This window comes from Lelliottia jeotgali, assembly GCF_016771845.1.
Lineage (GTDB): Bacteria > Pseudomonadota > Gammaproteobacteria > Enterobacterales > Enterobacteriaceae > Enterobacter > Enterobacter jeotgali.
The window spans coordinates 52,785-78,180 of the sequence record NZ_JAENMQ010000001.1 but is presented as its reverse complement, the minus strand read 5'-3'; the positions used below and the strand labels follow the sequence as shown (position 1 = coordinate 78,180).

Annotated in this window: 23 protein-coding genes; 18 read left to right on the top strand and 5 right to left on the bottom strand. The window is 54.7% G+C overall.

Going from position 1 to position 25,396, the window contains the following annotated elements; all coding sequences use genetic code 11:
- The first annotated feature begins 217 nt into the window (after positions 1 to 217).
- Positions 218 to 1,147, top strand: a complete 930-nt coding sequence (gene tus / locus JBO43_RS00395) for a DNA replication terminus site-binding protein (RefSeq protein WP_202673455.1) — start codon at positions 218 to 220, stop codon at positions 1,145 to 1,147.
- On the opposite strand, the gene fumC is transcribed toward tus, so the two are convergent.
- Positions 1,148 to 2,542: a class II fumarate hydratase gene (gene fumC / locus JBO43_RS00390; RefSeq protein ID WP_202673454.1), complete on the bottom strand. Its 1,395-nt coding sequence runs from the start codon at positions 2,540 to 2,542 to the stop codon at positions 1,148 to 1,150.
- A 241-nt stretch (positions 2,543 to 2,783) separates the two neighbouring features.
- Positions 2,784 to 4,430: a class I fumarate hydratase FumA gene (fumA, locus tag JBO43_RS00385; RefSeq protein ID WP_095281841.1), complete on the bottom strand. Its 1,647-nt coding sequence runs from the start codon at positions 4,428 to 4,430 to the stop codon at positions 2,784 to 2,786.
- 201 nt (positions 4,431 to 4,631) lie between these two features.
- Between fumA and manA the strand changes: the two genes are divergently transcribed.
- The gene (gene manA, locus JBO43_RS00380) at positions 4,632 to 5,807 is read left to right on the top strand and encodes a mannose-6-phosphate isomerase (RefSeq protein ID WP_095281840.1); all 1,176 of its coding nucleotides are present in this window, start codon (positions 4,632 to 4,634) and stop codon (positions 5,805 to 5,807) included.
- Positions 5,808 to 5,894: 87 nt separating this feature from the next.
- Positions 5,895 to 7,412: a YdgA family protein gene (locus tag JBO43_RS00375; RefSeq protein WP_103946393.1), complete on the top strand. Its 1,518-nt coding sequence runs from the start codon at positions 5,895 to 5,897 to the stop codon at positions 7,410 to 7,412.
- 102 nt (positions 7,413 to 7,514) lie between these two features.
- Here the strand turns inward: JBO43_RS00375 and JBO43_RS00370 are convergent, their stop codons facing one another.
- Entirely contained in the window at positions 7,515 to 8,030 is a 516-nt protein-coding gene (locus JBO43_RS00370) for a phospholipase D family nuclease (RefSeq protein WP_103946394.1), read from the bottom strand.
- A gap of 193 nt (positions 8,031 to 8,223) precedes the next feature.
- On the opposite strand from JBO43_RS00370, the gene JBO43_RS00365 reads away from it, so the two are divergent.
- Positions 8,224 to 9,411, top strand: a complete 1,188-nt coding sequence (locus JBO43_RS00365; protein ID WP_202673453.1) for a serine hydrolase domain-containing protein — start codon at positions 8,224 to 8,226, stop codon at positions 9,409 to 9,411.
- A gap of 5 nt (positions 9,412 to 9,416) precedes the next feature.
- On the opposite strand, the gene JBO43_RS00360 is transcribed toward JBO43_RS00365, so the two are convergent.
- Positions 9,417 to 10,445, bottom strand: a complete 1,029-nt coding sequence (locus JBO43_RS00360; protein ID WP_095281836.1) for a Mal regulon transcriptional regulator MalI — start codon at positions 10,443 to 10,445, stop codon at positions 9,417 to 9,419.
- Between the two features lie 178 nt (positions 10,446 to 10,623).
- On the opposite strand from JBO43_RS00360, the gene malX reads away from it, so the two are divergent.
- The 3 genes from malX (at position 10,624) to add (ending at position 14,530) form a co-directional block, all read left to right on the top strand.
- On the top strand, positions 10,624 to 12,213 hold the full coding sequence (malX, locus tag JBO43_RS00355; RefSeq protein ID WP_202673452.1) for a maltose/glucose-specific PTS transporter subunit IIBC: 1,590 nt from the start codon (positions 10,624 to 10,626) through the stop codon (positions 12,211 to 12,213).
- A 49-nt stretch (positions 12,214 to 12,262) separates the two neighbouring features.
- Positions 12,263 to 13,435 carry a MalY/PatB family protein gene (locus JBO43_RS00350; RefSeq protein ID WP_202673451.1) on the top strand — a complete coding sequence of 391 codons (1,173 nt, stop codon included), beginning with the start codon at positions 12,263 to 12,265 and terminating at the stop codon, positions 13,433 to 13,435.
- A gap of 96 nt (positions 13,436 to 13,531) precedes the next feature.
- Positions 13,532 to 14,530 (top strand): adenosine deaminase, encoded by a 999-nt coding sequence (gene add, locus JBO43_RS00345; RefSeq protein WP_202673450.1) that lies wholly within the window; start codon positions 13,532 to 13,534, stop codon positions 14,528 to 14,530.
- A gap of 83 nt (positions 14,531 to 14,613) precedes the next feature.
- Here add and JBO43_RS00340 read toward each other — a convergent pair whose 3' ends face one another.
- Positions 14,614 to 15,654 carry an oxidoreductase gene (locus JBO43_RS00340; RefSeq protein WP_095281832.1) on the bottom strand — a complete coding sequence of 347 codons (1,041 nt, stop codon included), beginning with the start codon at positions 15,652 to 15,654 and terminating at the stop codon, positions 14,614 to 14,616.
- 246 nt (positions 15,655 to 15,900) lie between these two features.
- On the opposite strand from JBO43_RS00340, the gene blr reads away from it, so the two are divergent.
- From blr to dtpA, 11 genes are all read left to right on the top strand, one after another.
- Positions 15,901 to 16,026, top strand: a complete 126-nt coding sequence (gene blr, locus JBO43_RS00335; protein ID WP_174348432.1) for a division septum protein Blr — start codon at positions 15,901 to 15,903, stop codon at positions 16,024 to 16,026.
- 225 nt (positions 16,027 to 16,251) lie between these two features.
- Positions 16,252 to 16,467: a transcription modulator YdgT gene (gene ydgT / locus JBO43_RS00330; RefSeq protein ID WP_095281830.1), complete on the top strand. Its 216-nt coding sequence runs from the start codon at positions 16,252 to 16,254 to the stop codon at positions 16,465 to 16,467.
- A gap of 86 nt (positions 16,468 to 16,553) precedes the next feature.
- A complete protein-coding gene (locus JBO43_RS00325) occupies positions 16,554 to 16,994 on the top strand; it encodes a DUF2569 domain-containing protein (protein ID WP_095281829.1) in 441 nt (146 codons plus the stop codon).
- A gap of 76 nt (positions 16,995 to 17,070) precedes the next feature.
- Positions 17,071 to 17,652: an electron transport complex subunit RsxA gene (gene rsxA, locus JBO43_RS00320; protein WP_095281828.1), complete on the top strand. Its 582-nt coding sequence runs from the start codon at positions 17,071 to 17,073 to the stop codon at positions 17,650 to 17,652.
- Positions 17,652 to 18,227 carry an electron transport complex subunit RsxB gene (rsxB, locus tag JBO43_RS00315; protein WP_095281827.1) on the top strand — a complete coding sequence of 192 codons (576 nt, stop codon included), beginning with the start codon at positions 17,652 to 17,654 and terminating at the stop codon, positions 18,225 to 18,227. Before rsxA ends, rsxB begins: the two co-directional genes overlap by 1 nt.
- Positions 18,220 to 20,241 carry an electron transport complex subunit RsxC gene (rsxC, locus tag JBO43_RS00310; protein ID WP_095281826.1) on the top strand — a complete coding sequence of 674 codons (2,022 nt, stop codon included), beginning with the start codon at positions 18,220 to 18,222 and terminating at the stop codon, positions 20,239 to 20,241. Before rsxB ends, rsxC begins: the two co-directional genes overlap by 8 nt.
- Complete coding sequence (gene rsxD, locus JBO43_RS00305; protein ID WP_103949073.1) at positions 20,242 to 21,294, top strand: electron transport complex subunit RsxD; 1,053 nt, start codon at positions 20,242 to 20,244, stop codon at positions 21,292 to 21,294.
- A 9-nt stretch (positions 21,295 to 21,303) separates the two neighbouring features.
- The gene (gene rsxG / locus JBO43_RS00300; protein WP_095281824.1) at positions 21,304 to 21,924 is read left to right on the top strand and encodes an electron transport complex subunit RsxG; all 621 of its coding nucleotides are present in this window, start codon (positions 21,304 to 21,306) and stop codon (positions 21,922 to 21,924) included.
- A gap of 2 nt (positions 21,925 to 21,926) precedes the next feature.
- A complete protein-coding gene (locus JBO43_RS00295) occupies positions 21,927 to 22,613 on the top strand; it encodes an electron transport complex subunit E (RefSeq protein WP_095281823.1) in 687 nt (228 codons plus the stop codon).
- Positions 22,610 to 23,245, top strand: coding sequence for an endonuclease III (gene nth, locus JBO43_RS00290; RefSeq protein ID WP_095281822.1), 636 nt, complete (start codon positions 22,610 to 22,612; stop codon positions 23,243 to 23,245). The genes JBO43_RS00295 and nth overlap by 4 nt, the downstream gene beginning before the upstream one ends.
- A 621-nt stretch (positions 23,246 to 23,866) precedes the next feature.
- Positions 23,867 to 25,375, top strand: a complete 1,509-nt coding sequence (gene dtpA, locus JBO43_RS00285; protein WP_103946402.1) for a dipeptide/tripeptide permease DtpA — start codon at positions 23,867 to 23,869, stop codon at positions 25,373 to 25,375.
- Positions 25,376 to 25,396 lie beyond the last annotated feature (21 nt).

Sequence of the window (25,396 nt, the reverse complement as noted above, 5' to 3'; positions counted from 1 at the left end):
GGTAGCTAAAACGTGTGACGATTTTAGGTTTTCATCATACTTTTAAGCTGTCCTGGATCAACCGACGGGGCGCGGGAGACAGAAAATATACAAAATTCGTATATTTAAATCCCAATCAATAAGCACAGCTTTACCCTACCCGACCCAATTCGCACCGTAGCCTGACCAGGCGTACTGTGCTATATAATAAGTATGTTGTAACTACTATGAGCGTATTATGGCGACTTACGATCTTCTCGAACGGCTGAACTCGACCTTTCACCAGATTGAACATGAACTGATGAGCCTGAGCGAACGGCTGAAAAGCTGTCGGCTGCTGGCCGCGCGCGTCTTTAGCTTGCCGGATGTGGTTAAAGGGGCGGAACACGATCCGCTGGATGTGATTGAGGTGAAACAGCACATCGGAAAAGAGGCGCTGGATCTGACGATTGCCCACTACCGCCATCTGTTTATCCAGCAGCAGTCAGAAAATCGCAGCAGTAAAGCCGCCGTGCGCCTGCCGGGCGTCATCTGCCTGCAATGCGATGCCCCCCTTCGCGAGCAGATCGAAAATCAGATCTCACAGATTAATACGCTGAAGGCCGCGTTTGAGAAAATCGTCACCGAAGAGTCTGGTCTGGCCCCTGCCGCGCGCTTTGAGTGGGTGCATCGCCAGTTGCCGGGTCTGATTACTCTCAACGCTTACCGCTCGCTGACCCTGCTGCGCAAGCCAGCGACTTTGCGCTTTGGTTGGGCGAACAAGCACATCATCAAGAATTTCACCCGTAATGAGGTGCTGTCGATGCTGGAGAAGAGTCTCAAATCCCCGCGCACTATGGCGCCCTGGTCGCGCGAGCAGTGGATTGAGCGTCTCGAACAGGAGTACGAGAATATCGCCGCGCTGCCTGCCGATGCGCGGCTCAAAATCAAACGTCCGGTGAAGGTGCAGCCGATTGCGCGCGTCTGGTATTCCGGTGAGCAAAAACAGGTGCAGTACGCCTGCCCGACGCCGTTGATTGCGCTGTACGACACCGACCAGGGGGCGATGGTGCCCGATATCGGGGAGTTGCTGAACTACGATGCCGAAAATATTCAGCACCGTTATAAACCGCAGGCACAGCCGCTGCGATTGATTATCCCACGGCTGCACCTGTATGTGGCGGAGTGATTACTTCTTGCTACCGACCATCTCTTCCGGACGCACCCAGAGATCAAATTCGGCTTCGCTCAGATAGCCCAGCGCCAGCGCAGAGGCTTTTAGCGTTAACCCCTCTTTGTGCGCTTTTTTGGCAATTTCTGCCGCTTTATCGTAGCCAATATGGGTGTTGAGCGCGGTCACCAGCATCAGGGATTCATTCAGCAGCTGACTGATGCGCTCCCGGTTCGGCTCAATCCCCGTCGCGCAGTGTTCGTTAAAACTTTCCATGCCGTCTGCCAGCAGACGCACCGATTGCAGGAAGTTATGGATAACCATCGGGCGATAGACGTTAAGCTCAAAGTTGCCCGATGCCCCGCCAAGATTCACCGCCACGTCGTTGCCAATAACCTGGCAGCACAGCATGGTCACGGCTTCGCACTGCGTTGGATTCACTTTTCCCGGCATGATCGAACTGCCAGGCTCGTTTTCCGGAATACTGATTTCCCCGATACCACAGCGTGGGCCGGACGCCAGCCAGCGCACGTCGTTGGCGATTTTCATTAGCGACGCCGCCAGCCCTTTCAGCGCACCGTGGGCATGGACTAATGCGTCACAGGTGCCGAGGGCTTCGAATTTGTTTGGTGCGGTCACAAACGGCTGACCGGTGATCTCTGCCAACTCTTTCGCCACGCGCACCGCATATTCCGGGTGGGTATTCAGCCCGGTACCGACCGCCGTGCCGCCCAGCGCCAGCTCAGACAGATGCGGCAGGCTATTATCGATATGTCTGAGGTTATGCTCCAGCATCGCCACCCAGCCGGAAATCTCCTGGCCGAGCGTCAGCGGCGTGGCATCCTGTAAATGGGTGCGACCAATTTTAACGATATCGCCGAACGCCTGTGATTTCTGGCTCAGGGTTTGGGTCAGCACCTTCAATTGCGGAATGAGGTGTTCGCGCAGCGCAACGATCGCCGCGACGTGCATCGCCGTCGGGAAGACGTCGTTGGAGCTCTGGCTTTTATTGACGTCATCGTTCGGGTGAACTTTACGCTCCATGCCGCGCACGCCGCCCAGCAGTTCGCTTGCGCGGTTGGCCAGCACTTCGTTCATGTTCATGTTGCTTTGCGTGCCGGAGCCGGTCTGCCAGATGGCGAGCGGGAATTCGTCGGGGTGTTTATCGGCCAGCACTTCATCGGCGGCACTGATGATAGCCGTCGCTTTCTCGGCGGGAAGCAGGCCTAAATCCTGGTTAACTTTTGCGGCGGCGCGTTTGGTCAGCGCCAGAGCGTGGATAAGCGAGACGGGCATTTTCTCCGTTGAGATACGGAAATGCTCCAGCGAGCGCTGGGTTTGCGCGCCCCATAGCTTGTCAGCCGGGACGTCGATAGCGCCCATTGAATCGTTCTCGCGACGTGTGGTGGTCATTACTTTCTCCTTGATAACAATGAAATGGGGGACATTGCTCACATGCTGGATTAAGTATTGTTTGCTTCAAAAAAACGGTATGGCGCTTTGTGCGCTCTACTTTTGCCGGGTGGCGGTTAAGTATCGCCAGGTCCGGGATTCTAGGGTTTTTGTGTCGGGTGGCGCTTCGCTTACCCGACCTACAGACCCAAGGTTTTGTAGGCCGGGTAAGGCGAAGCCGCCACCCGGCACTGTGAAAAAACTACTTAACGCACGCCGAACACTGGGACGACTGGATCTGTTTGAAGAAGTCGTTGCCTTTGTCATCCACGAGGATAAACGCCGGGAAATCTTCCACTTCAATTTTCCAGATGGCTTCCATCCCCAGTTCCGGGTATTCCACGCACTCCAGGCTCTTGATGCTGCCCTGCGCCAGTACCGCAGCCGGGCCACCGATGCTCCCGAGATAGAATCCGCCGTGCTTGTGGCAGGCATCGGTTACCTGCTGGCTGCGGTTGCCTTTCGCCAGCATGATCATGCTCCCGCCGTTGGCCTGCAGCTGATCCACATAGGAATCCATGCGCCCTGCTGTGGTCGGGCCAAGTGAACCCGAGGCATAACCGTCTGGTGTTTTCGCCGGTCCCGCGTAGTAAATCGGGTGATCTTTCACGTACTGCGGCAGACCTTCGCCGTTCTCCAGACGCTCCTGCAACTTGGCGTGCGCGATGTCGCGCCCGACGATAATAGTGCCGTTCAGCGACAAACGCGTCGAAACCGGATACTGGGACAGCTGCGCGAGGATCTCGCTCATCGGACGGTTAAGGTCGACGTGAACCGCTTCGCCTTCACCGGCTTTACGCAGCTCTTCCGGGATGTATTTCCCTGGGTTGTTTTCCAGTTTTTCGATCCAGATACCGTCGCGGTTGATCTTCGCTTTAATGTTGCGATCCGCCGAACAGGAGACGCCCATTCCGACCGGGCAAGACGCACCGTGGCGCGGCAAACGAATGACGCGGATGTCGTGGGCGAAATATTTTCCGCCGAACTGCGCGCCGAGGCCCAGGTTTTGCGCTTCGATCAGCAGTTCCTGTTCAAGCTGAACGTCGCGGAACGCTTGACCGTGTTCGTTCCCTTCCGTCGGCAGACCGTCATAGTATTTCGTGGATGCCAGTTTGACGGTTTTCAGGGTACTTTCCGCCGAGGTGCCGCCGATGACAAACGCAATGTGATACGGCGGACAGGCAGCCGTGCCGAGCGTGCGCATCTTCTCGACCAGATAGTTTTTCAGCTTGCCCGGCGAGAGCAGCGCTTTGGTTTCCTGATACAGATAGGTTTTGTTGGCAGAACCGCCACCTTTGGCGATGCACAGGAATTTGTACTCGTCGCCGTCGACGCTGTAGAGGTCAATCTGCGCTGGCAGGTTGGTGCCCGTATTCACCTCTTTGTACATATCCAGCGCCGCATTTTGCGAATAGCGCAGGTTATCTTCGATGTAGGTGTTATACACGCCATGCGCCAGCGCGGCTTCGTCGCCGCCGCCGGTCCAGACGCGCTGGCCTTTTTTGCCGGTGATGATCGCCGTACCGGTGTCCTGACAGGTCGGCAGAATGCCTTTCGCAGCAATATCGGAGTTACGCAGGAATTGCAGCGCGACGTATTTGTCGTTTTCGCTGGCCTGCGGATCGCTCAGGATATCGGCAACCTGCTGCTGATGCGCCGGACGCAGCATAAAGGAGGCATCGTGGAAGGCGTGCTGCGCGAGCAAAGTCAGCGCCTGGGGGTCAACTTTGAGGATCTCCTGCCCTTCGAATTCAGAGACAGAGACGTGGTCAGATGTTAACAGATAGTATTCAGTCTGATCCTTCGCCAGCGGGAAGGGATCTTGATAATGAAAGGGTTTGTTCGACATTGTTCTCTCACTTACTGCTTCGGTCTGATTATTTAAGAGCAGATGTTCCGCTGCCCTGCTTTAAAAGCGAGTTTGCTTATCCTACACAATTTTTTAACAAAAACTGAGACTAGTACGACTTTTTACATGCGCAGGTTACTTCCGCGCGGTTTATTGCTTTAATACGCGAAGATAATTCCACATTTGAAACAGGGCTTGATAATGCAAAAACTCATCAACTCAGTGCAGAACTATGCCTGGGGAAGTCAAACTGCGTTAACGGATCTCTACGGTATCGCCAATCCCGACAATCTGCCGATGGCGGAACTGTGGATGGGTGCGCATCCGAAGAGCAGCTCAAAAATTGAAGACGCCAGCGGTCAGGTGCGTTCTCTGCGTGATGTGATCGACGCCGATAAAGCCGCGCTGCTCGGTGATGCGGTTGCCCAGCGTTTCGGCGAATTGCCGTTCCTGTTCAAGGTACTGTGTGCCGCACAGCCGCTGTCCATTCAGGTTCACCCAAACAAAAAAGCGTCTGAAATCGGTTTTGCAAAAGAGAATAAAGCCGGGATTCCGCTGGATGCCGCCGAGCGTAACTACAAAGATCCGAACCACAAGCCGGAGCTGGTTTTCGCCTTAACACCATTCCTGGCGATGAACGCCTTCCGCGAGTTCTCCGAGATTGTCTCCCTGCTGCAACCGGTCGCAGGCGCCCATCATGCCATCGCCCATTTCCTCGAAAACCCGGATGCAGCGGGCTTGAGCCAGCTTTTTGCCAGCCTGCTGAACATGCAGGACGACGAAAAATCTCACGCGCTGGCAGTGCTGAAAGCCGCGCTGAACAGCCAGCAGGGCGAACCGTGGCAGACCATTCGCCTGATCTCTGAATTCTACCCGAACGACAGCGGCCTCTTCTCCCCTCTGCTGCTGAACGTGGTGAAGCTGAATCCGGGCGATGCGATGTTCCTGTTTGCCGAAACGCCGCACGCTTACCTGCAAGGCGTGGCGCTGGAAGTGATGGCGAACTCCGATAACGTCCTGCGTGCCGGTCTGACGCCGAAGTACATCGACATTCCTGAACTGGTGGCGAACGTGAAATTCGTGGCGAAACCTGCCGCAGAGCTGCTCACTCAGCCGGTGAAAAACGGCGCAGAGCTGGACTTCCCGATTCCGGTTGACGATTTCGCCTTTGCGCTGCATGACCTGAGCGCAACGGAGACAGCGGTTTCACAGCAGAGCGCGGCGATCCTGTTCTGTGTTGAAGGCGAAGCGGTGCTGAGCAAAGGCGAGCAGCGCCTGGTGCTGAAACCGGGTGAATCGGCATTTGTGGCGGCGAATGAGTCACCGATCAGCATCAGCGGCACTGGCCGTTTGGCTCGAGTCTTCAATAAGCTATAAGTTTATCGGCACTCTTGCTAAGCTAGTTAAAGGCTTTATATCACCAGGCGGTTTCTACCGCCTGGTTTCATTTTAGGGATAATCACGATGAAAAAATCGGTTGTAGCGGTTAGCGTTGTTGTCGCATTAGGCGTGGTCTGGACGGGTGCTTCGTGGTTCACCGGTAAGCAGCTGGAGAGCCGTCTGGCGGAAATGGTGGCGCAGGCCAACAGCGAAATTAAACGTACGGCACCCGAAGCCGGGCTGGAATTGAGCTATCAGGATTATCAGCGCGGCGTCTTCAAGAGCCACATGCAACTGGTGGTTAAACCCGTTGCAGGCAGTGAAAATGGCTGGCTGAAGGCCGGTCAAAGCGTGGTACTGAACGAAGTGGTCGATCACGGCCCATTCCCGTTGGCTCAGCTTAAGCATTTCAATCTGATCCCTTCGATGGCGTCGGTTAAATCCACGCTGGTGAATAACGAAGCGACCAAACCGCTGTTCGACCTGGCGAAAAACGAATCGCCGTTTGTGGTGGATACCCGTATCAGCTACGCCGGTGATACGAGTTCTGATATCGCCCTGAAAGCGCTGAATTATGAAAAAGGTGAAGAGAAAGTCGCCTTCAGCGGTGGCGATTTCAAACTGGATGCGGACCGTGAAGGCAACGTAATTTCCCTGAGTGGAACAGCGGAAAGCGGACTGGTCAATGCGGTGAACGAATACGATCAGAAGGTCCAGATGACCTTCAATAACCTGAAACTGGACGGTAACAGCCGCCTGACCAGCTTTGATGAACGCATTGGCGATCAAAAAATTAGCCTTGAGAAATTGTCACTTGGCGTGGAAGGTAAAGAGATGGCCGTGCTGGAAGGCATGAATCTGGACGGCAAATCGGAAATCACCAAAGACGGCAAAAGCGTGAACAGCCAGCTGGACTACAGCCTGAATAGCCTGAAAGTACAGAATCAGGATCTGGGCTCCAGCAAACTGACGCTGAAAATCGGCAATATCGACGGCCAGGCGTGGCACCAGTTCAGCCAACAGTATCGTGCTCAGAGCCAGGCGCTGCTGGCCGATAAAGAGCTGATGACAAAAAATCCTGAGCTGTATCAGCAAAAAGCAATGGATGCTCTGTTAAGCAACCTGCCGCTGCTGCTGAAAGGCGAACCGGTGATCACCATTGCTCCCCTGAGCTGGAAAAACGGCAAAGGCGAAACCAACTTTAATCTGTCTCTGTTCCTGAAAGATCCGGCAACAGCGACCGGTGAAGCGCAGACTCTGGCGCAGGAAGTGGATCGCAGCGTGAAGTCCATCGACAGCAAGCTGACCATTCCGGTGGATATGGCTACCGAGTTTATGACGCAAATAGCGAAGCTCGAAGGCTATAACGAAGCCGATGCGGCGAAGCTGGCAAGCCAGCAAGTGAAAGGCATGGCGGCGATGGGCCAGATGTTCCGCATTACGACGCTTGAAGACAACGTGATTGGCACCAGCCTGCAATACGCAAACGGCCAGGTCACGCTGAACGGGCAGAAAATGCCGCTGGAAGATTTCGTCGGCATGTTCGGAATGCCAACGCTGGGAATGCCGGAACCGGCTGAACCTGCGGCTCCGCAGCAGTAACGGTGAAAAAAGCCGGGTGGCGCTGCGCTTACCCGGCCTACAGAGTCAGTGCGATCGAGGGTTTTGTAGGCCGGGTAAGGCGAAGCCGCCACCCGGCTTTTTTTATGACGAGAAATCCACCCCCTGTCGCCAGCGATTCTCCCAGTGAGCAAGATACTGCGCCACCAGGTCCGGGGCGTTGTGGATCACAATCACGTTTTCCGAGTTTTTGTATTCCGCCGTTTTGGCGAAGTTGAATGAGCCGGTCTCCACCGTGCACCCGTCGACGATAATCACTTTATCGTGCTGAATTCGATAATGATCGTCGGTTCTCAGCTTGATGCCATTTTGCGTCACGTAGCGCATCGCCAGCAGGCTTTTATCGCTGATGTTTCCCTTCTCATCGATCACAATTTGCACGTCAACGCCGCGCTTTTGCGCCGCCACCAGCGCGTTCATCACATCCGGGGCGCTGAATGAAAAGGCCATCATGCGGATCGATTTTTCGGCATTATTAATCGTTTTCAGCACCAGTTCCTGGGCGCCGCCCTCCGGTGAGAATCCGACTTCAATATTGCTTGAGGCGATCGAAACAGCGGGAATGAACGCTAATGCGAGCAGAGTTTTGAAGATTTGCATGAGGATAATCGTTTTACAGAACTTAACAGGAGCGCCGAATATGCATCCTTCAACGGGTGTGGCCCTTGATCTGGATCACCGCAACATACCGCTCCCCGCTGAAAAGAGTCAAATTTCTGCGCCGCGCTAAGCGCATTCTTTGTATAATGCGCGCTCCATTTTCCAGACAGGGCGGCACAGTCAGCTTTCAAGAATGAACATGAAAACACCATTACTGCTCTTGTCCCTGTTGGTGTTAGCTGGCTGTGGAAACAGTACGTTATCGCAAATGGAAATGCCGGAACAAAAACGCGCTCACGTTGTGGTCGGTGATTACGGGCGCGGCATCGACCCCATGATCCATCTGTATATGCAGGATAAAAACGTCACCGGGATGATTGTCGCGATTATTCAGCATAATGGTCCCGCCGAATTTCACAGTTACGGTGTCACTGACGAGAAAAATCGCCACCCCATCAATCCTGATACATTGTTCGCCCTGGGTTCGTTGAGTAAAGGTGTCACCGCCGAAGTGACCACGCTGCTGGTCAATGAGGGAAAACTCAACTGGACGGATACGCTCGACACCCTGCTGCCTGCCGACACGCCGTTAAGCCCTGATGCGAAAAATATCACCCTGCTACAGCTGGTGACGCACACCTCCGGTTTGCCGCGTCAACCTATGGATCTGCTGACGCTGGAAAATCTTATGCGTTATTTCAGCACCGGTGAGAACTTCTATTCAGAGCTTGATAGCAACAACGTCCTGACTTATCTGAGCGATTTCGACGCCCCCGACTCTCACGCACCGCAGTATTCAAATATCGGCTATGCCATTCTGGGCTACATTCTGCAAAGGCACGCTGAAGAGCCCATTGAAGCACTGGCACAGCGCGAGATATTTGCCCCGTTGCACATGAGTAACAGCAGTTACAGGCCAGAGCGGCTCAAGTCTTATCCGTATCGCGCACTCGGTCATGCTGGCGATCAGCCCAAATTGATCCCCCGTGGAGAGCTCACGCCGGACTGGCATTTCCAGCACAATATGACCGCTGCGGCCAGCCTGTACAGCAGCGCCCGCGATCTTGCGACCTACGCCCGAGCGCACTTCAGCCCTACCGATCAAGACGCACTCAATCAGACGTTTAAAGACGTCACCCGCACCTACTATTACCGGCAGAAAGAGGCCGCCAATATTGCCTGGGTGAGTGACGAAATGAACGGTCAGAAAATGACCTATCAGGTGGGGTATATTGGTGGATATTCCAGTTATATTGGTTTTGATAAGCAAAATCAGAATGCGGTGATCGTGCTACAAAATAGCTTTAACTGGAGCAACTACATTGGCCAGACGATCCTGACGCACCTGGCAAAACAGCCGAAAACCCTCGCTGCAAACTGACGGTGCTACTTCACCGTCACCAGCCGCGCCGAGACAATCTGATGCCCGGCTTGTACGTCTGATTTTTCAATTCGCTGCATGATTCTGTCCGCCAGCGTGTAGCCCATCTCCCGCGCTGGCGTTGTCGCCCAGACGATAGGCAGATCGTCTAATGCATTTTCTCCAACGTCAGCAAAAGCGCCCAAAGCCACCTGCTGATCGAAGAAAGTCTCAACGCCGCCTTCACCGCTCTGGCGTCCGGCGCGGATCAGGCCGAACCACGCGCCCATCGCAATAATATCGTTGTAGCAAATCACCGCGCTGATGGTGGGATTGCTGCGCAACAATGCGCCCATAGCTTCCGCCGCTTTCTTCTGGCTGGATTCACACTCGACCACCCATTCGCTGTGGAATGGCAGGCCGTATTTGATCAGCGTTGAGCAGTAGCCGCCCACGCGTTCAGCGCGGGTCAGCGAGGAACTTTTCCCGCCCAGCCACGCGATTTTCTGATGACCGCGACGAATCAGATGTTCAGTCAGCATTTGTGCTGCCTGCATGTTGTCGGGCCGCAGGGTATCGGCTTCATCGAGATAGCTGGCGCGCGAGGCAAACACCAGTGGAACGCCCTTTTGCGCCGCACGTTCGCACAGTTCACTGCCCACGCCCGACGCGCCTGCGATGATTACACCGTCCACGCCCTGGGTCAGCAGCATATCCAGACGGGAAAGCAGCTGATCCGCTTCGCGTCCCCCGTGCAGCAAGAAAACCATTCGCCCCTGCGCTTCCAGCGCCTCCGTCAGCCCGGCGGTCAGTTCCGCATAAAACGGCGAGGTGAGATCGCGCACAATCAGCCCAATAACGCCGCTTTGCCCGCCGCGAAGCGAAGCCGCCTGACGGTTACGCACAAACCCCAGTTGCTCCACCGCCTCGTTCACGCGCTGACCGGTAGCAGGAGAAATGCGCCCTTTTCCGCTCAGCACCAACGAAACGGTACTGACCGATACTCCGGCCACCAGCGCAACATCATTAATGGTTACCTTTTTCGCAACAGACATGTGAACGCCCAACTCCCTGATGTGCAGTCCGATAAAACGTTTTATCAATAGGTTCTATTTATACTGCTAATTAAAGCACGAGAATGTGATTCAGAGCGCACTAAAGTTTGGTAAAACGTTTTATCTTCTCGCCACAACGAAACAGATAAAACCCTTTTAACCTTCAAGGAGTCGTTTTATGACGGCGAAAGCAGCACCAAAAATATCGCTGTGGGAGTTCTTCCAGCAACTGGGTAAAACCTTTATGTTGCCGGTGGCACTGCTCTCGTTTTGCGGGATCATGCTCGGGATCGGCAGCTCGCTCAGCAGCCACGATGTCATTACTCTGATCCCATTCCTGGGCAATCCGGTGCTGCAGGCGATCTTCATCTGGATGAGCAAAGTCGGCTCCTTCGCGTTTAGCTTCCTGCCGGTGATGTTCTGTATCGCAATCCCGCTGGGTCTGGCGCGCGAAAACAAAGGCGTGGCCGCATTTGCGGGTTTCGTCGGTTACGCGGTGATGAACCTGGCAGTGAACTTCTGGCTGACCGCCAAAGGTATTCTGCCAACCACTGACGCTGCCGTCCTGAAAGCCAACAACATTCAGAGCGTGCTGGGCATTCAGTCCATCGACACCGGGATCCTCGGTGCGGTCATTGCGGGCGTGATCATCTGGATGCTGCACGAGCGCTTCCACAATATCCGCCTGCCAGACGCCCTGGCATTCTTCGGCGGTACGCGCTTTGTGCCGATTGCTACCCTCTTCGTTATGGGCCTGTTTGGCCTGATTATTCCGCTGATCTGGCCGGTCTTCGCGATGGGAATCACCGGCATTGGCCGCATTATTAACAGCGCGGGCGATTTTGGTCCGATGATTTTCGGTACCGGTGAACGTCTGCTGCTGCCGTTTGGTTTGCAGCATATTCTGGTGGCGCTGATCCGCTTTACCGAAGCGGGCGGCACGATGGACGTGTGCGGTCACGATGTCAGCGGCGCATTGACTATCTTCCAGGCGCAGCTGAGCTGCCCGACTACCCACGGCTTCTCTGAAAGCGCGACCCGCTTCCTGTCGCAGGGTAAAATGCCGGCCTTCCTCGGCGGTCTGCCGGGTGCCGCTCTGGCGATGTACCACTGCGCACGCCCTGAAAACCGTCACAAAATTAAAGGCCTGCTGATCTCTGGCGTTATCGCCTGTGTGGTCGGCGGAACAACTGAGCCAATCGAGTTCCTGTTCCTGTTCGTCGCTCCGGTTCTGTACCTCATTCACGCCGTGCTGACCGGCCTGGGCTTCACCGTGATGGCGGTTCTGGGTGTGACTATCGGCAACACCGACGGCAACGTTATCGACTTCGTGGTGTTCGGTATCCTGCACGGTCTGTCGACCAAATGGTACCTTGTACCCGTGGTTGCGGCGATTTGGTTCGCGGTGTACTACGGTATCTTCCGCTTCGCGATTACGCGCTTTAACCTCAAAACGCCGGGCCGTGATACCGATACAGCCAGCACTGAACAAGCGGTTATGGGCACTGTTGGTAAATCGGGCTACAACACGCCAGCGATTCTGGCTGCTCTCGGCGGTGCGGATAATATTACCTCGCTGGATAACTGCATCACCCGCCTGCGCCTGTCGGTAAACGATATGTCGAAGGTTGACACCAACGCCCTGAAGGCCAACCGGGCCATCGGCGTGGTACAGTTGAATCAGCATAATTTGCAGGTGGTGATTGGACCGCAGGTCCAGTCGGTTAAAGATGAACTATCGACGCTCATGCGTACGGTAGAAGCCTGACACCTCGCCCCCTTCTAGTGAAGGGGGTTTTACTTTAAGGACGAGAGCCATGTTTGATTTTTCAACCGTCGTCGATCGCCACGGAACCTGGTGTACGCAGTGGGATTACGTCGCTGACCGCTTTGGCGCGGACGATCTACTGCCCTTCACCATTTCCGATATGGATTTTGCCACCGCACCGTGCATTACCGAGGCGCTGCACCAGCGCATCAACCACGCCGTATTTGGCTACAGTCGCTGGAAGAACGACGAGTTTCTCGCTGCCGTGGCGCACTGGTTCCAGCAACGTTTTAATAGCCGTATCGACACCGACACCCTCGTGTATGGCCCGTCGGTGATTTATATGGTCTCCGAGCTTATCCGCATCTGGTCCAAACCCGGTGACGGCATTGTGGTCCACACCCCCGCTTACGACGCGTTTTATAACGCCGTGCAGGGTAACGATCGCAAAGTGGTTCCGGTTTCGATGCAAAAAAGCGCGACCGGCTGGATGTGCGATATGACCCGACTGGAAGCTGAGCTGGCGAAACCTGATAACACCGTTCTGCTGCTGTGTAGCCCACAAAACCCGACCGGTAAAGTCTGGACGCGCGACGAGCTAAACATCATGGCCGAGCTGTGTGACCGTTACGATGTGGCGGTGATCAGCGATGAAATTCATATGGATATGGTGTGGGGAGACCATCAGCATACGCCGTGGAACGAAGTGGCGAAGCGCAAATGGGCGCTGCTGACCTCAGGCTCCAAGAGTTTTAACATTCCGGCGCTGACCGGCGCATACGGGCTGATTGACGATGACAAAAGTCGCGCGAGTTATTTGAAAGCATTGAAAGGTCGTGACGGACTTTCGTCCCCTTCCGTGCTGGCGCTGACGGCGCATATTGCCGCTTACGAGCAAGGTGAAGCGTGGCTGGATGCACTGCGGGCTTATCTGGAAAATAATCTGCACTATGTAGCAGAACAGTTAAACGCTGCGTTCCCACAGCTCAACTGGCAGCCGCCGGAAGCCACTTATCTGGCGTGGATTGATTTGAGTCCATTAGGCATCGATGATAAATCGCTGCAAAAAGTCCTCATCGAACAGCAAAAAGTGGCGATCATGCCGGGATATACCTACGGCGTGGAAGGTCAGGGTTATGTGCGTTTGAATGCAGGATGTCCGCGCAGCAAGCTGGAACAAGGGGTTGAGCGGTTAATCGCGGGGATTCAATCTCTGCTGTAACGGGTTGCGCAATAGAATTTCCTATTGCGCAAATAGCTTTTTACCTGCAAATGTTTTTATAATGTGGCGCACTTTAACCAGAAAATGAGTGCGACCATGATTGATACACGTCTTCCGTTAACCGATATCCACCGTCATCTTGATGGCAACATTCGTGCCCAAACTATTCTCGATCTTGGCCGCCAGTTTAATTTATCCCTCCCCGCTCAAACTATTGAGACCCTGATCCCCCACGTGCAGGTAACGACGAACGAGCCGGATCTGGTGAGTTTCCTCGGCAAGCTGGACTGGGGCGTGAAAGTGCTGGCCTCGCTGGATGCCTGTCGTCGCGTCGCGTTTGAAAACATCGAAGATGCTGCGCGCAACGGCCTACACTATGTCGAACTGCGTTTTTCCCCAGGCTACATGGCAATGACCCACAATCTGCCTGTTGAAGGTGTGGTAGAAGCCGTTATCGAAGGCGTGCGCGAAGGCTGTAAAGCGTTTGACGTTCAGGCGCGTCTGATTGGTATTATGAGCCGTACTTTTGGTGAAGCCGCGTGTCTGCAAGAGCTGGAAGCGTTGCTAGCCCACCGCGACCATATTACCGCCGTCGACCTGGCCGGTGACGAGCTGGGCTTCCCCGGCAGCTTGTTCCTCTCCCACTTCAACCGCGCACGCGATGCAGGCTGGCATGTCACCGTACATGCGGGCGAAGCGGCAGGCCCGGAAAGTATCTGGCAGGCCATTCGTGAGCTGGGTGCCGAGCGTATCGGCCACGGCGTGAAGGCCGTTGAAGACAGAACGCTGATGGATTTCCTGGCTGAACAGCGTATCGGTATCGAATCGTGCCTGACGTCAAATATCCAGACCAGCACGGTCGCGTCCCTGGCACAGCATCCGCTGAAAATCTTCCTTGAGCATGGCGTGCTGGCAACGCTGAACACCGACGATCCGGCGGTTCAGGGTATCGATATTATCCATGAGTATCATATCGCCGCACCTCAGGCAGGTCTGAGCCGTGAGCAGATTCGCCAGGCACAGATCAACGGGCTGGAGATTGCATTCCTGAGCGCAGCGGAGAAACAAGCGCTGCGCGATAAAGTTGCTGGTTGATAAACCTCTTGTCGGGCGGCACTTCTTTTGCCGGCCAACACAGAAAAATAAAAGGCCGGCACATTCGCCGGCCTTTTTCACTCTTACGCCAGACAGAGCGTCGAGCGGTGTTTCGCTGATTCGATACCCAGCTCGATTAGTTCCATAATCTGAATCGCCTGGCTGGCCGGAACCGGGTTTTCGCCCGTACCGTTCAGCGCATCGCGAATTGCTGCATAGTAGGCCGGGTAATTGCCCGGCAGCGTCAGCCAGGTTTCCTGTACCTGTTCTTCGCCTTCAACACGCGTCAGAACACCATCACGCATATCGTAGCCCCAGTCTTCCTGCGGCAGACGTTCGCCGTTTTTGAGGCGGTCTTCCTGCGGATCCAGACCAAACTTGACGTAGCTCCCGCGCGTACCATGAACAATGTATCGCGCAGATTCTGCCGCCGCCAGCATGGTACCGTGCAGGACCACGCGACGCTGCGGATAGCTCAGAATCGCATGGAAGTAGTCCGTTGCCTGTGCGCCAGGACGCAGCTGCGCCAGATCGACCGTCATGCTGACCGGCAGGCCAAACAAATTCACCGCCTGGTCCAGAAGATGCGGGGCCAGATCGTACCAGATACCACTTCCCGGACCGGCCTGTTCGCGCCAGCGATTACGCACCTGCGGACGGAAGCGGTCGAAATGAGATTCGAAATACGCCACCTCACCCAACGTTCCTTCGCCAATCAGCGCTTTGAGCGTCAGGAAATCACTGTCCCAGCGACGATTATGGAAAACCGACAGCAATCGCCCAAGGCTTTTTGCCAGTGCGTCCAGCTCGCGTGCCTGCGACAACGTGACCGTGAAAGGTTTATCCACCACCACGTGCTTGCCCGCTTCCAGCGCGGCTTTCGCCAACGGGAAGTGCGTGTCATTGGGGGTGGGAATGACGATTAAATCGATGTTTGGATCGTTAAACAGGTGTTTAGGCTCAGAAACTACCGGAACCGTTGGCCAGTCAGCGTGGACTTTTGTCGCATCGCTGCTCGAAACTGCTGCCAGCTCCATTCCAGGCGTACCGGCAATCAGCGGCGCGTGGAACGTCTTGCTGGCATACCCATAACCAATTAATCCTACGCGGATTTTGTCACTCATGTCATTGCCTCTCATCGTTGCTTTCGCTCATTCTCACACTATCAACATTGCTGTCACAACAATTTTGTAATGGATTACAAAAAGTAAAATAGCACGAGTCACTTTTTGTCTTTGTTACATTCATATAACATGCTGAATTCATACAAGGAAACCGTTCCCAAAGGACTTGCGATAGCCGAAACAGCGCTGTAACATTCTCAAACTGTATTTATGGATAAATCACAAACAAAGATCATGACGTCAATAATCAATCGAATTGTGGAATTAGCGGGATGGGTTGTCCTCGGTGTTTCAGTCATTTTGCTCGGCGTTGCCAGCCACATTGATAACTACCAGCCGCCTGAGCCTGTTGCCGCCTCTCAGGCGAAATAAGTCGCAATGAAAGAGTGACATATGCTGTCAGTTGCGTATTGCCAGTGGCAGAAATCAGCGTTAACCTTCTTCCCTGGGCGTCGTCCGACGCCTGATTTATTCAAAGAAAACTCCTAATTTAGCCTTAACACTTGAGTGGGCCGTTTACGTCCTTATTTATCCGTTTATTATTCGACCGAATTTCCCTGCCAGTAAAATTTACTTTTAAAATGGAAGCTTAATAAAATGACAGTTCAGGACTATTTATTAAAATTTCGCAAGATCAGTTCTCTCGAGAGCCTGGAAAAACTGTTTGACCATTTGAACTACACGCTCACCGATAATCAGGACATCATCAATATGTATCGCGCCGCCGACCATCGCCGTGCGGAGCTGGTGTCAGGCGGACGCTTGTTCAACGTCGGCGAAGTCCCTAAATCAGTTTGGCGCTACGTGCTGTAAGACGGTAGCCATCAGCGCGAAATGTTATATACTCACGCCCCGGTAAATTTGCCGGGTATCATTTCGCGCAGACTGAGGGAGATAACATGACCACATCGCCTGGAGAAAAAATCGGAGGCTGGTTACTCGCCCCGCTCGCCTGGTTACTGGTTGCTTTGTTAAGCGCATCGCTTGCGCTGCTGCTGTACACCACGGCTCTCGTCACGCCGTATGCGTTAAAGAATCTGACCTCGCAAAGCACCGTGAATATCGCTTTATGGTTTGCTTCATTCGGTTTTGCTATCGCCATGTGGTATTACACCCTTTGGCTGACCATCGCGTTCTTTAAACGTCGTCAGAAAGTACGCAAGCATTACATTATCTGGCTGCTGATTTCTGTGCTGCTGGCCATTAAGGCTTTTGCCTTTTCGCCGGTTTCAGACTTACTGGCGACACGCCAGCTGCTGTTCCCGCTGCTGGCCGCCGCGCTCTTCGCACCCTATTTCAGGCGCTCAGCCCGCGTGAAAAAGACCTTTGTGAATCCGTAATAACCCTACAGTTATCCTGTTGTCGCCCGTTGTGGTTTATCCGATAATAGGCGGCTTTTTTATTTCAGGCTAAATAATGACCGATTACTTACTGCTCTTTGTCGGAACTGTGCTGGTTAATAACTTCGTGCTGGTGAAGTTCCTTGGCCTGTGCCCGTTCATGGGGGTTTCCAAAAAACTGGAGACCGCGATGGGCATGGGACTGGCGACCACCTTCGTGATGACGCTGGCCTCTATTTGCGCCTGGTGGATTGATACCTGGATATTGATCCCGCTCGGCCTGACCTATCTGCGCACGCTGGCTTTTATCCTGGTGATTGCCTTTGTGGTGCAGTTTACGGAAATGGTGGTGCGCAAAACCAGCCCGGCGTTGTATCGCCTGCTCGGTATTTTCCTGCCGCTGATTACCACCAACTGCGCGGTTCTCGGCGTGGCGCTGCTCAACATCAACCTGGGACATAATTTCCTGCAATCAGCGCTGTATGGTTTTTCCGCTGCCGTCGGCTTCTCGCTGGTGATGGTACTGTTTGCGTCGATTCGTGAACGCATGGCCGCCGCCGATATTCCGGCACCTTTTCGCGGTAACGCTATTGCGCTGGTCACCGCCGGTTTGATGTCTCTGGCCTTTATGGGCTTCAGTGGTCTGGTGAAGTTGTAATGAATGCTATCTGGATTGCCATCGCCTCCATCAGCGTGTTGGGGCTGTTTTTTGGCATTATTCTGGGTTACGCCTCGCGCCGTTTTGCGGTCGAGGGCGATCCTGTCGTGGAAAAAATCGACGACCTCCTGCCCCAAAGCCAGTGTGGACAGTGCGGCTATCCTGGCTGCCGTCCGTATGCAGAAGCAGTTGGGAACGGTGAAAAGATTAACCGCTGTGCGCCCGGTGGCGAAGCCGTGATGCTGAAAATTGCCACACTGCTTAACGTCGATCCGCAACCTGTCGATGGCGATGAGAGTGCGCAAGAGCCTGTCCGCGTGCTGGCCGTCATCGATGAAGCCAACTGCATAGGCTGCACCAAATGCATTCAGGCGTGTCCGGTTGATGCGATTGTTGGCGCGACGCGCGCGATGCATACCGTGATGGCGGATCTGTGTACGGGCTGCAATCTCTGTGTGGCCCCCTGCCCAACGCAATGCATTGAGCTGCGCCCGGTTGAAACGACTCCCGACAGCTGGAAGTGGGATCTTCAAACCATTCCAGTTCGCATAATTCCTGTGGAACACCATGCTTAAGTTATTTTCTGCTTTCAGAAAAGAGAAGATTTGGGATTTCGACGGCGGCATTCATCCGCCGGAAATGAAAACCCAGTCAAGCGGCACGCCGCTGCGCCAGATCCCGCTGGCAACCCGTTTTGTTATGCCGCTTAAACAGCATATCGGCGCTGAGGGCGAACTGTGCGTCCAGGTCGGTGACAGCGTACTGCGTGGCCAACCGCTCACCTTCGGGCGCGGGCGTATGCTGCCGGTTCATGCTCCAACGTCAGGTAAAGTGGTGGCAATTGCCCCACATACAGTGCCCCACCCTTCGGCGCTGTCCGAATTAAGCGTCACTATTGAAGCAGACGGTGAAGACCGCTGGATCGATCGCGACGGCTGGAGCGATTATCGCGCGCAGAGTCGCGAGGCGCTGATCGAGCGCATCCATCAGTTTGGCGTGGCTGGTCTGGGCGGCGCGGGCTTCCCAACCGGAACCAAACTGCGCGGCGGCGGCGATAAGATAGAGACCCTGATCATCAATGCCGCCGAGTGCGAGCCTTATATCACCGCCGACGACCGTCTGATGCAAGACTGCGCCGCACAGGTTGTGGAAGGCATTCGCATTCTTGCGCATATTTTGCAACCGCGTGAAGTGCTGATCGGCATTGAAGATAACAAACCGCAGGCGATTTCCATGCTGCGTGCGGTGCTCGCGGGCAGTCATGACATTGGCCTGCGCGTTGTTCCAACTAAATATCCGTCCGGCGGCGCAAAACAGCTCACTCAGATTTTAACCGGCAAACAGGTTCCCCACGGCGGTCGCTCTTCAGATATCGGCGTGCTGATGCAAAACGTCGGGACCGCCTATGCGGTGAAACGCGCAGTTGTCGACGGCGAACCCCTGACCGAACGCGTGGTGACCCTGACCGGGGAATCCGTTTCGCAGCCGGGTAACGTTTGGGCGCGTCTGGGGACGCCAGTGCGCCATCTGCTGGAGCAGGCCGGATTTTGTCCGGGTAGCGATCAGATGGTGATCATGGGCGGCCCGCTGATGGGCTTTACCCTGCCGTGGCTCGACGTGCCGGTGGTCAAAATTACCAACTGTTTGCTGGCACCGTCTGCCAGCGAGATGGGCGAAGAACAGGAAGAGAAAGGCTGCATTCGCTGTAGTGCCTGCGCCGATGCCTGCCCGGCTGACCTTCTGCCACAGCAACTGTACTGGTACAGCAAAGGCCAACTGCACGACAAAGCCAAAGCGCATAATCTGGCCGACTGCATCGAGTGCGGGGCCTGCGCATGGGTGTGTCCAAGCAGCATTCCGCTGGTGCAATACTTCCGTCAGGAAAAGGCCGAGATTTACGCTATTTCGATGGAAGAAAAACGCGCTGCCGAAGCTAAAGCCCGCTTTGAAGCCCGTCAGGCCCGTCTTGAGCGTGAGAAACTGGCGCGTCAGGAACGTCATAAAAAGGCCGCCGTTCAGCCTGCTGAAAAAGATCACGATGCGATTAACGCCGCCCTGGCCCGCGTTCGCGAGAAAAAAGCCTCTGCTGCGCAGCCGGTGATTATTCCTGCCGGTGAAAAACCGGATAACAGCGAAGCCATCGCCGCCCGCGAAGCGCGTAAAGCACAGGCCCGCGCCCGTCAGGCAGAAAAAGCGCAGGACGTGCAGCCGAACGCAGAAATTGATCCGCGTAAAGCGGCTGTGGAAGCAGCGATTGCTCGTGCCAAAGCACGTAAAGCGACGCAGCAGGAAGAGCCCGCCGCGCCGGAAGCCCCGATTGACCCGCGTAAAGCCGCCGTTGAAGCCGCTATCGCCCGCGCCAAAGCACGTAAAACGGCCCAGCAGGAAGCGTCAGCCGCGCCGGAAGCCCCGGTAGACCCGCGTAAAGCCGCCGTCGAAGCGGCTATCGCCCGAGCGAAAGCGCGTAAAGCGGCCCAGCAGGAAGCCGAACCCGCAGCAAACGACGACCCACGCAAAGCCGCAGTCGCTGCCGCGATTGCGCGCGTTCAGGCTAAGAAAGCCGCACAGCAGGCAGTAAACGAGGATTAAATGGTTTTCAGAATCGCAAGTTCCCCTTACACCCATAACCAGCGCCAGACGTCGCGCATTATGATGTTGGTTTGCCTGGCAGCACTGCCGGGTATTGCTGTGCAGTTCTGGTTTTTTGGCTGGGGGACACTGTTTCAGATACTCCTCGGCTGCGTCAGTGCGCTGGCTGCCGAAGCGCTGGTGCTGAAGCTGCGCAAAATGCCCGTCCCGCGTATTCTGGCGGACAACTCAGCCCTGCTGACAGGCCTCCTGCTGGCAATCAGTATTCCGCCCTTTGCCCCGTGGTGGATGGTGGTACTGGGTACCGTTTTCGCAGTCATTATTGCCAAACAGCTGTACGGTGGTCTGGGACATAACCCGTTTAACCCGGCGATGATCGGCTACGTGGTGCTGCTGATCTCCTTCCCGGTGCAGATGACCAGTTGGCTGCCGCCGCACGAAATCGCCGCGACGGTGCCGGGCTTTATGGATGCCCTGCAGGTGATCTTCACCGGTCATACGGCCTCAGGCGGCGATATGACCACGCTGCGTATGGGCGTTGACGGGATTAGCCAGGCAACGCCGCTCGATACGTTTAAAACCTCGCTTCATGCCGGTCATAGTCTGGAACAAATCATGCAGTACCCGATTTACAGCGGGGTGCTGGCGGGCGCAGGCTGGCAGTGGGTGAATATCGCCTATCTGCTGGGCGGTGTATTCCTGCTGTGGAAGAAAGCGATTCGCTGGCACATTCCAGTGAGTTTCCTGGTGACACTGGCCATTTGCGCCACGCTGGGTTGGCTGTTCTCGTCCGAACCGCTGCCAAGCCCGCAGATGCACCTGCTCTCCGGCGCAACGATGCTTGGCGCATTCTTTATTTTGACCGATCCGGTCACTGCCTCAACCACCAACCGTGGACGCCTGATTTTCGGCGCCCTGGCGGGGCTGCTGGTGTGGCTGATTCGTAGTTTTGGCGGCTATCCCGATGGTGTAGCGTTTGCCGTTCTGCTCGCCAACATCACGGTGCCACTCATCGACTACTACACGCGCCCTCGCGTGTATGGCCACCGCTAAGGATTCGCCATGCTGAAAACAATGCAAAAACACGGCGTGACGCTGGCGATTTTCGCCGCAGCCCTGACGGGACTGACCGCGCTGGTGAATGAACTCACAAAAAACACCATTGATGAACAGGCTTCAAAGCAGCAAAAAGCGCTATTTGACCAGGTGATCCCATCGGATTTTTACGATAATGACCTGCAGAAAAGCTGCTTTATCGTTCAGGCTCCGCAGCTAGGCAAAGGTGAGCACCGTATTTTCATCGCACGCAAGGGTGATGACGCCGTGGGCGCGGTGATGGAAGCAACCGCACCGGATGGCTATTCTGGTGCGATTCGGCTTTTGGTGGGGACTGATTTCTCAGGTACGGTTCTGGGCACGCGCGTGACAGAACACCACGAAACCCCAGGTCTTGGCGATAAAATTGAGCTTCGCCTCGGTAACTGGATTTTGCATTTTGCCGGGAAAGTCATTCACGGTGAAAATGACACCGCCTTTGCGGTGAAAAAAGACGGCGGCGAGTTTGACCAGTTTACCGGTGCGACCATTACACCGCGCGCAGTGGTAAATGCGGTGAAACGCGCGGGGCTGTACGCCGAAACGTTGCCCGCGCAACTCAACAATCTGCCCAGCTGTGAGGAGTAGTAATGAGCCAGGTTAAAGAGGTTATTGTCCAGGGTCTCTGGAAAAACAACTCCGCGCTGGTCCAGCTGCTGGGGATGTGCCCGCTGCTGGCCGTCACATCGACCGCAACAAACGCACTCGGATTAGGGCTGGCGACAACGCTGGTGCTGACCCTGACCAACCTGTCGATCTCCGCCCTGCGCCGCTGGACGCCTTCGGAAATTCGTATCCCGATTTATGTGATGATCATCGCCTCGGTGGTGAGTATCGTGCAGATGCTGATCAACGCCTACGCGTTCGGTCTGTATCAGTCGCTGGGGATTTTTATCCCGCTGATCGTCACCAACTGTATTGTCGTGGGCCGCGCGGAAGCCTTTGCGGTGAAGAACGATCCGCTGATCTCGGCGCTGGACGGCTTTGCTATCGGTATGGGTGCAACCTGCGCGATGTTCGTGCTTGGCTCGCTGCGTGAAATTCTGGGTAACGGCACGCTGTTTGACGGCGCGGATGCGCTGCTGGGCGGCTGGGCAAAAGTCCTGCGCATTGAAGTTTTCCACACCGACACGCCGTTCCTGCTGGCAATGCTGCCACCGGGCGCTTTTATTGGCCTGGGCATGATGCTGGCGATAAAATACCTCATTGATGAGAAACGTAAACGCCGCGCCGCCGAGCGTAGCGTGCAGGAAGGACTCCCTGAGAAGGCTGTATGAATAAAGAGAAACGCATTGCGATCCTGACGCGCCTGCGGGATAACGACCCGCATCCGACAACGGAGCTGAATTTTAGCTCGCCTTTTGAACTGCTGATCGCGGTGCTGCTCTCCGCCCAGGCAACTGACGTGAGCGTCAACAAAGCCACGGCGAAGCTCTACCCTGTCGCCAACACGCCGCAGGCCATGCTTGAGCTGGGCGTGGACGGCGTGAAGTCGTATATCAAAACTATTGGCCTGTTCAACACCAAGGCCGAGAACGTGATTAAGACCTGTCGTATCCTGGTGGAACAGCACGGCGGTGAAGTGCCAGAAGACAGAGCTGCGCTGGAAGCGCTGCCGGGTGTAGGGCGAAAAACCGCGAACGTGGTGCTCAACACCGCCTTCGGCTGGCCGACGATTGCCGTCGATACGCATATCTTCCGCGTCTGTAACCGCACCCATTTCGCGCCGGGTAAGAATGTCGAACAGGTTGAAGAAAAGCTGCTGAAAGTGGTTCCTGCCGAGTTTAAAGTCGATTGCCACCACTGGCTGATTCTGCATGGGCGCTACACCTGCATCGCCCGTAAGCCCCGCTGCGGCTCGTGCCTGATTGAAGATTTATGCGAATTTAAAGAGAAGGTCGATCTCTGATATTGGCTGCTTGTGTATTATCCCCTCACGAAATCAATCCCTTACTAAAGGAAGGCCTAACCGTAAACCTTCCTTTTGACCAATAATTATCCGCCTCACTGTGTTCTTCACCTGTCGATTATTCGGTTCATTAACACTCAAGCAGGTTAATTGTTTTTTCGTCAGCGAAATTTTCTATACATCTGTGATCGCGATCACTGTGATAACGTGATGTTGGATTTTTGTGTATAAACGAGGGCTAAGCCCTTGCACAGACAAGCCATGACCGATCTACAGCGACAGATTAAACCAGTCATTTTTAAGATTATGGACCATACCACTGCTTTAATGACGGTTTAGCAGAACATATCGCCATACAGGGCTTATTTGCGGGTCTGCGCAGTGAAAAAAACCACTAATTCGCTGGCTGTGAGATTTAACGCTAAATAACATTTGCATGACCTGCGTATTATACCACTTCGGTTATATGTAACAGAGTATTACAAACACCTTGCCAGATGGGTCAGGATAGTGAACATTACCCGCCGTTTCCCCTCCCAATATAACTATAAGGCGAATGGACTCCGGTCAATTACGCTATGAACACCCCCGTTAATATGGGATGTAAAAAAAGAGGTATATGTGTCTACTGCAAACAATAAACCAACAGAAGAGAGCGTAAGTTTAAACGCTTTCAAACAACCTAAAGCGTTCTATCTCATTTTCTCTATTGAGTTGTGGGAGCGTTTTGGTTTTTACGGCCTGCAAGGGATTATGGCTGTTTACCTGGTTAAACAACTGGGTATGTCTGAAGCGGATTCCATCACTCTGTTCTCCTCTTTCAGTGCTCTGGTGTACGGTCTGGTTGCCGTCGGCGGCTGGTTAGGTGACAAAGTACTGGGTACCAAACGCGTAATTATGCTGGGTGCCATCGTTCTGGCAATCGGCTATGCGCTGGTTGCATGGTCCGGTCACGATGCAGCCATTGTTTATATGGGTATGGCGACGATTGCAGTTGGTAACGGTCTGTTCAAAGCGAACCCGTCTTCCCTGCTCTCTACTTGCTACAACAAAGATGACCCGCGTCTCGACGGCGCATTCACCATGTACTATATGTCGGTGAACATCGGTTCCTTCTTCTCTATGCTGGCAACACCGTGGCTCGCGGCGAAATTCGGCTGGAGCGTGGCATTCGCACTGTCTGTAGTCGGTATGTTGATCACCGTGGTGAACTTTGCCTTCTGCAAACGCTGGGTGAAAGACTACGGTTCCAAGCCTGACTTCGAACCGGTTCATATGGGCAAATTGCTGGCAACTATCGTGGGCGTGGTAATCCTTGCCACTATCGCGACCTGGCTGCTGCACAACCAGGGTGTTGCTCGTGCGGTTCTGGGTGTTGTTGCTCTGGGTATCATCTGCATCTTTGCGAAAGAAGCCTTTGCACTGCACGGCGCAGCCCGTCGTAAGATGGTTGTCGCCTTTATTCTGATGCTGCAGGCGATTGTGTTCTTCGTTCTGTACAGCCAGATGCCAACGTCCCTGAACTTCTTCGCGATTCGTAACGTTGAGCACTCAATCCTGAGCATCGCGTTTGAACCTGAGCAGTTCCAGGCATTGAACCCGTTCTGGATCATGATTGGTAGCCCGATTCTGGCCGCTATCTACAACAAGATGGGTGACCGTCTGCCGATGCCGCACAAATTCGCTATCGGTATGGTGCTGTGCTCTGGTGCATTCCTGGTTCTGCCACTGGGCACCAAGTTTGCTACCGACGCTGGTATCGTGTCTGTAAACTGGCTGATTCTGAGCTACGCGCTGCAGTCTATCGGTGAGCTGATGATCTCTGGTCTGGGCCTGGCGATGGTTGCGCAGTTGGTTCCACAGCGTCTGATGGGCTTCATCATGGGTAGCTGGTTCCTGACCACTGCGGGTGCAGCACTGATTGCAGGTAAAATTGCAAACCTGATGGCGGTTCCAGAAAACGTCACAGATCCTCTGGTCTCTCTGGAAGTTTATGGTCGCGTATTTATGCAGATCGGTATCGCCACTGCGGTTATCGCTGTGCTGATGCTGCTGACAGCACCTAAACTGAATCGTATGACTCAGGACGACGACAAAACGGCGAAAGCGACGGATACCGCTACCGCGTAATTGTCATCGGGAAACGACTGA

Coding starts and splice junctions, on each gene's coding strand:
- tus (WP_202673455.1), top strand. CDS start 218: ATGGCGACTTACGATCTTCTCGAACGGCTGAACTCGACCTTTCACCAG.
- fumC (WP_202673454.1), bottom strand. CDS start 2,542: ATGACCACCACACGTCGCGAGAACGATTCAATGGGCGCTATCGACGTC.
- fumA (WP_095281841.1), bottom strand. CDS start 4,430: ATGTCGAACAAACCCTTTCATTATCAAGATCCCTTCCCGCTGGCGAAG.
- manA (WP_095281840.1), top strand. CDS start 4,632: ATGCAAAAACTCATCAACTCAGTGCAGAACTATGCCTGGGGAAGTCAA.
- JBO43_RS00375 (WP_103946393.1), top strand. CDS start 5,895: ATGAAAAAATCGGTTGTAGCGGTTAGCGTTGTTGTCGCATTAGGCGTG.
- JBO43_RS00370 (WP_103946394.1), bottom strand. CDS start 8,030: ATGCAAATCTTCAAAACTCTGCTCGCATTAGCGTTCATTCCCGCTGTT.
- JBO43_RS00365 (WP_202673453.1), top strand. CDS start 8,224: ATGAACATGAAAACACCATTACTGCTCTTGTCCCTGTTGGTGTTAGCT.
- JBO43_RS00360 (WP_095281836.1), bottom strand. CDS start 10,445: ATGTCTGTTGCGAAAAAGGTAACCATTAATGATGTTGCGCTGGTGGCC.
- malX (WP_202673452.1), top strand. CDS start 10,624: ATGACGGCGAAAGCAGCACCAAAAATATCGCTGTGGGAGTTCTTCCAG.
- JBO43_RS00350 (WP_202673451.1), top strand. CDS start 12,263: ATGTTTGATTTTTCAACCGTCGTCGATCGCCACGGAACCTGGTGTACG.
- add (WP_202673450.1), top strand. CDS start 13,532: ATGATTGATACACGTCTTCCGTTAACCGATATCCACCGTCATCTTGAT.
- JBO43_RS00340 (WP_095281832.1), bottom strand. CDS start 15,654: ATGAGTGACAAAATCCGCGTAGGATTAATTGGTTATGGGTATGCCAGC.
- ydgT (WP_095281830.1), top strand. CDS start 16,252: ATGACAGTTCAGGACTATTTATTAAAATTTCGCAAGATCAGTTCTCTC.
- JBO43_RS00325 (WP_095281829.1), top strand. CDS start 16,554: ATGACCACATCGCCTGGAGAAAAAATCGGAGGCTGGTTACTCGCCCCG.
- rsxA (WP_095281828.1), top strand. CDS start 17,071: ATGACCGATTACTTACTGCTCTTTGTCGGAACTGTGCTGGTTAATAAC.
- rsxB (WP_095281827.1), top strand. CDS start 17,652: ATGAATGCTATCTGGATTGCCATCGCCTCCATCAGCGTGTTGGGGCTG.
- rsxC (WP_095281826.1), top strand. CDS start 18,220: ATGCTTAAGTTATTTTCTGCTTTCAGAAAAGAGAAGATTTGGGATTTC.
- rsxD (WP_103949073.1), top strand. CDS start 20,242: ATGGTTTTCAGAATCGCAAGTTCCCCTTACACCCATAACCAGCGCCAG.
- rsxG (WP_095281824.1), top strand. CDS start 21,304: ATGCTGAAAACAATGCAAAAACACGGCGTGACGCTGGCGATTTTCGCC.
- JBO43_RS00295 (WP_095281823.1), top strand. CDS start 21,927: ATGAGCCAGGTTAAAGAGGTTATTGTCCAGGGTCTCTGGAAAAACAAC.
- nth (WP_095281822.1), top strand. CDS start 22,610: ATGAATAAAGAGAAACGCATTGCGATCCTGACGCGCCTGCGGGATAAC.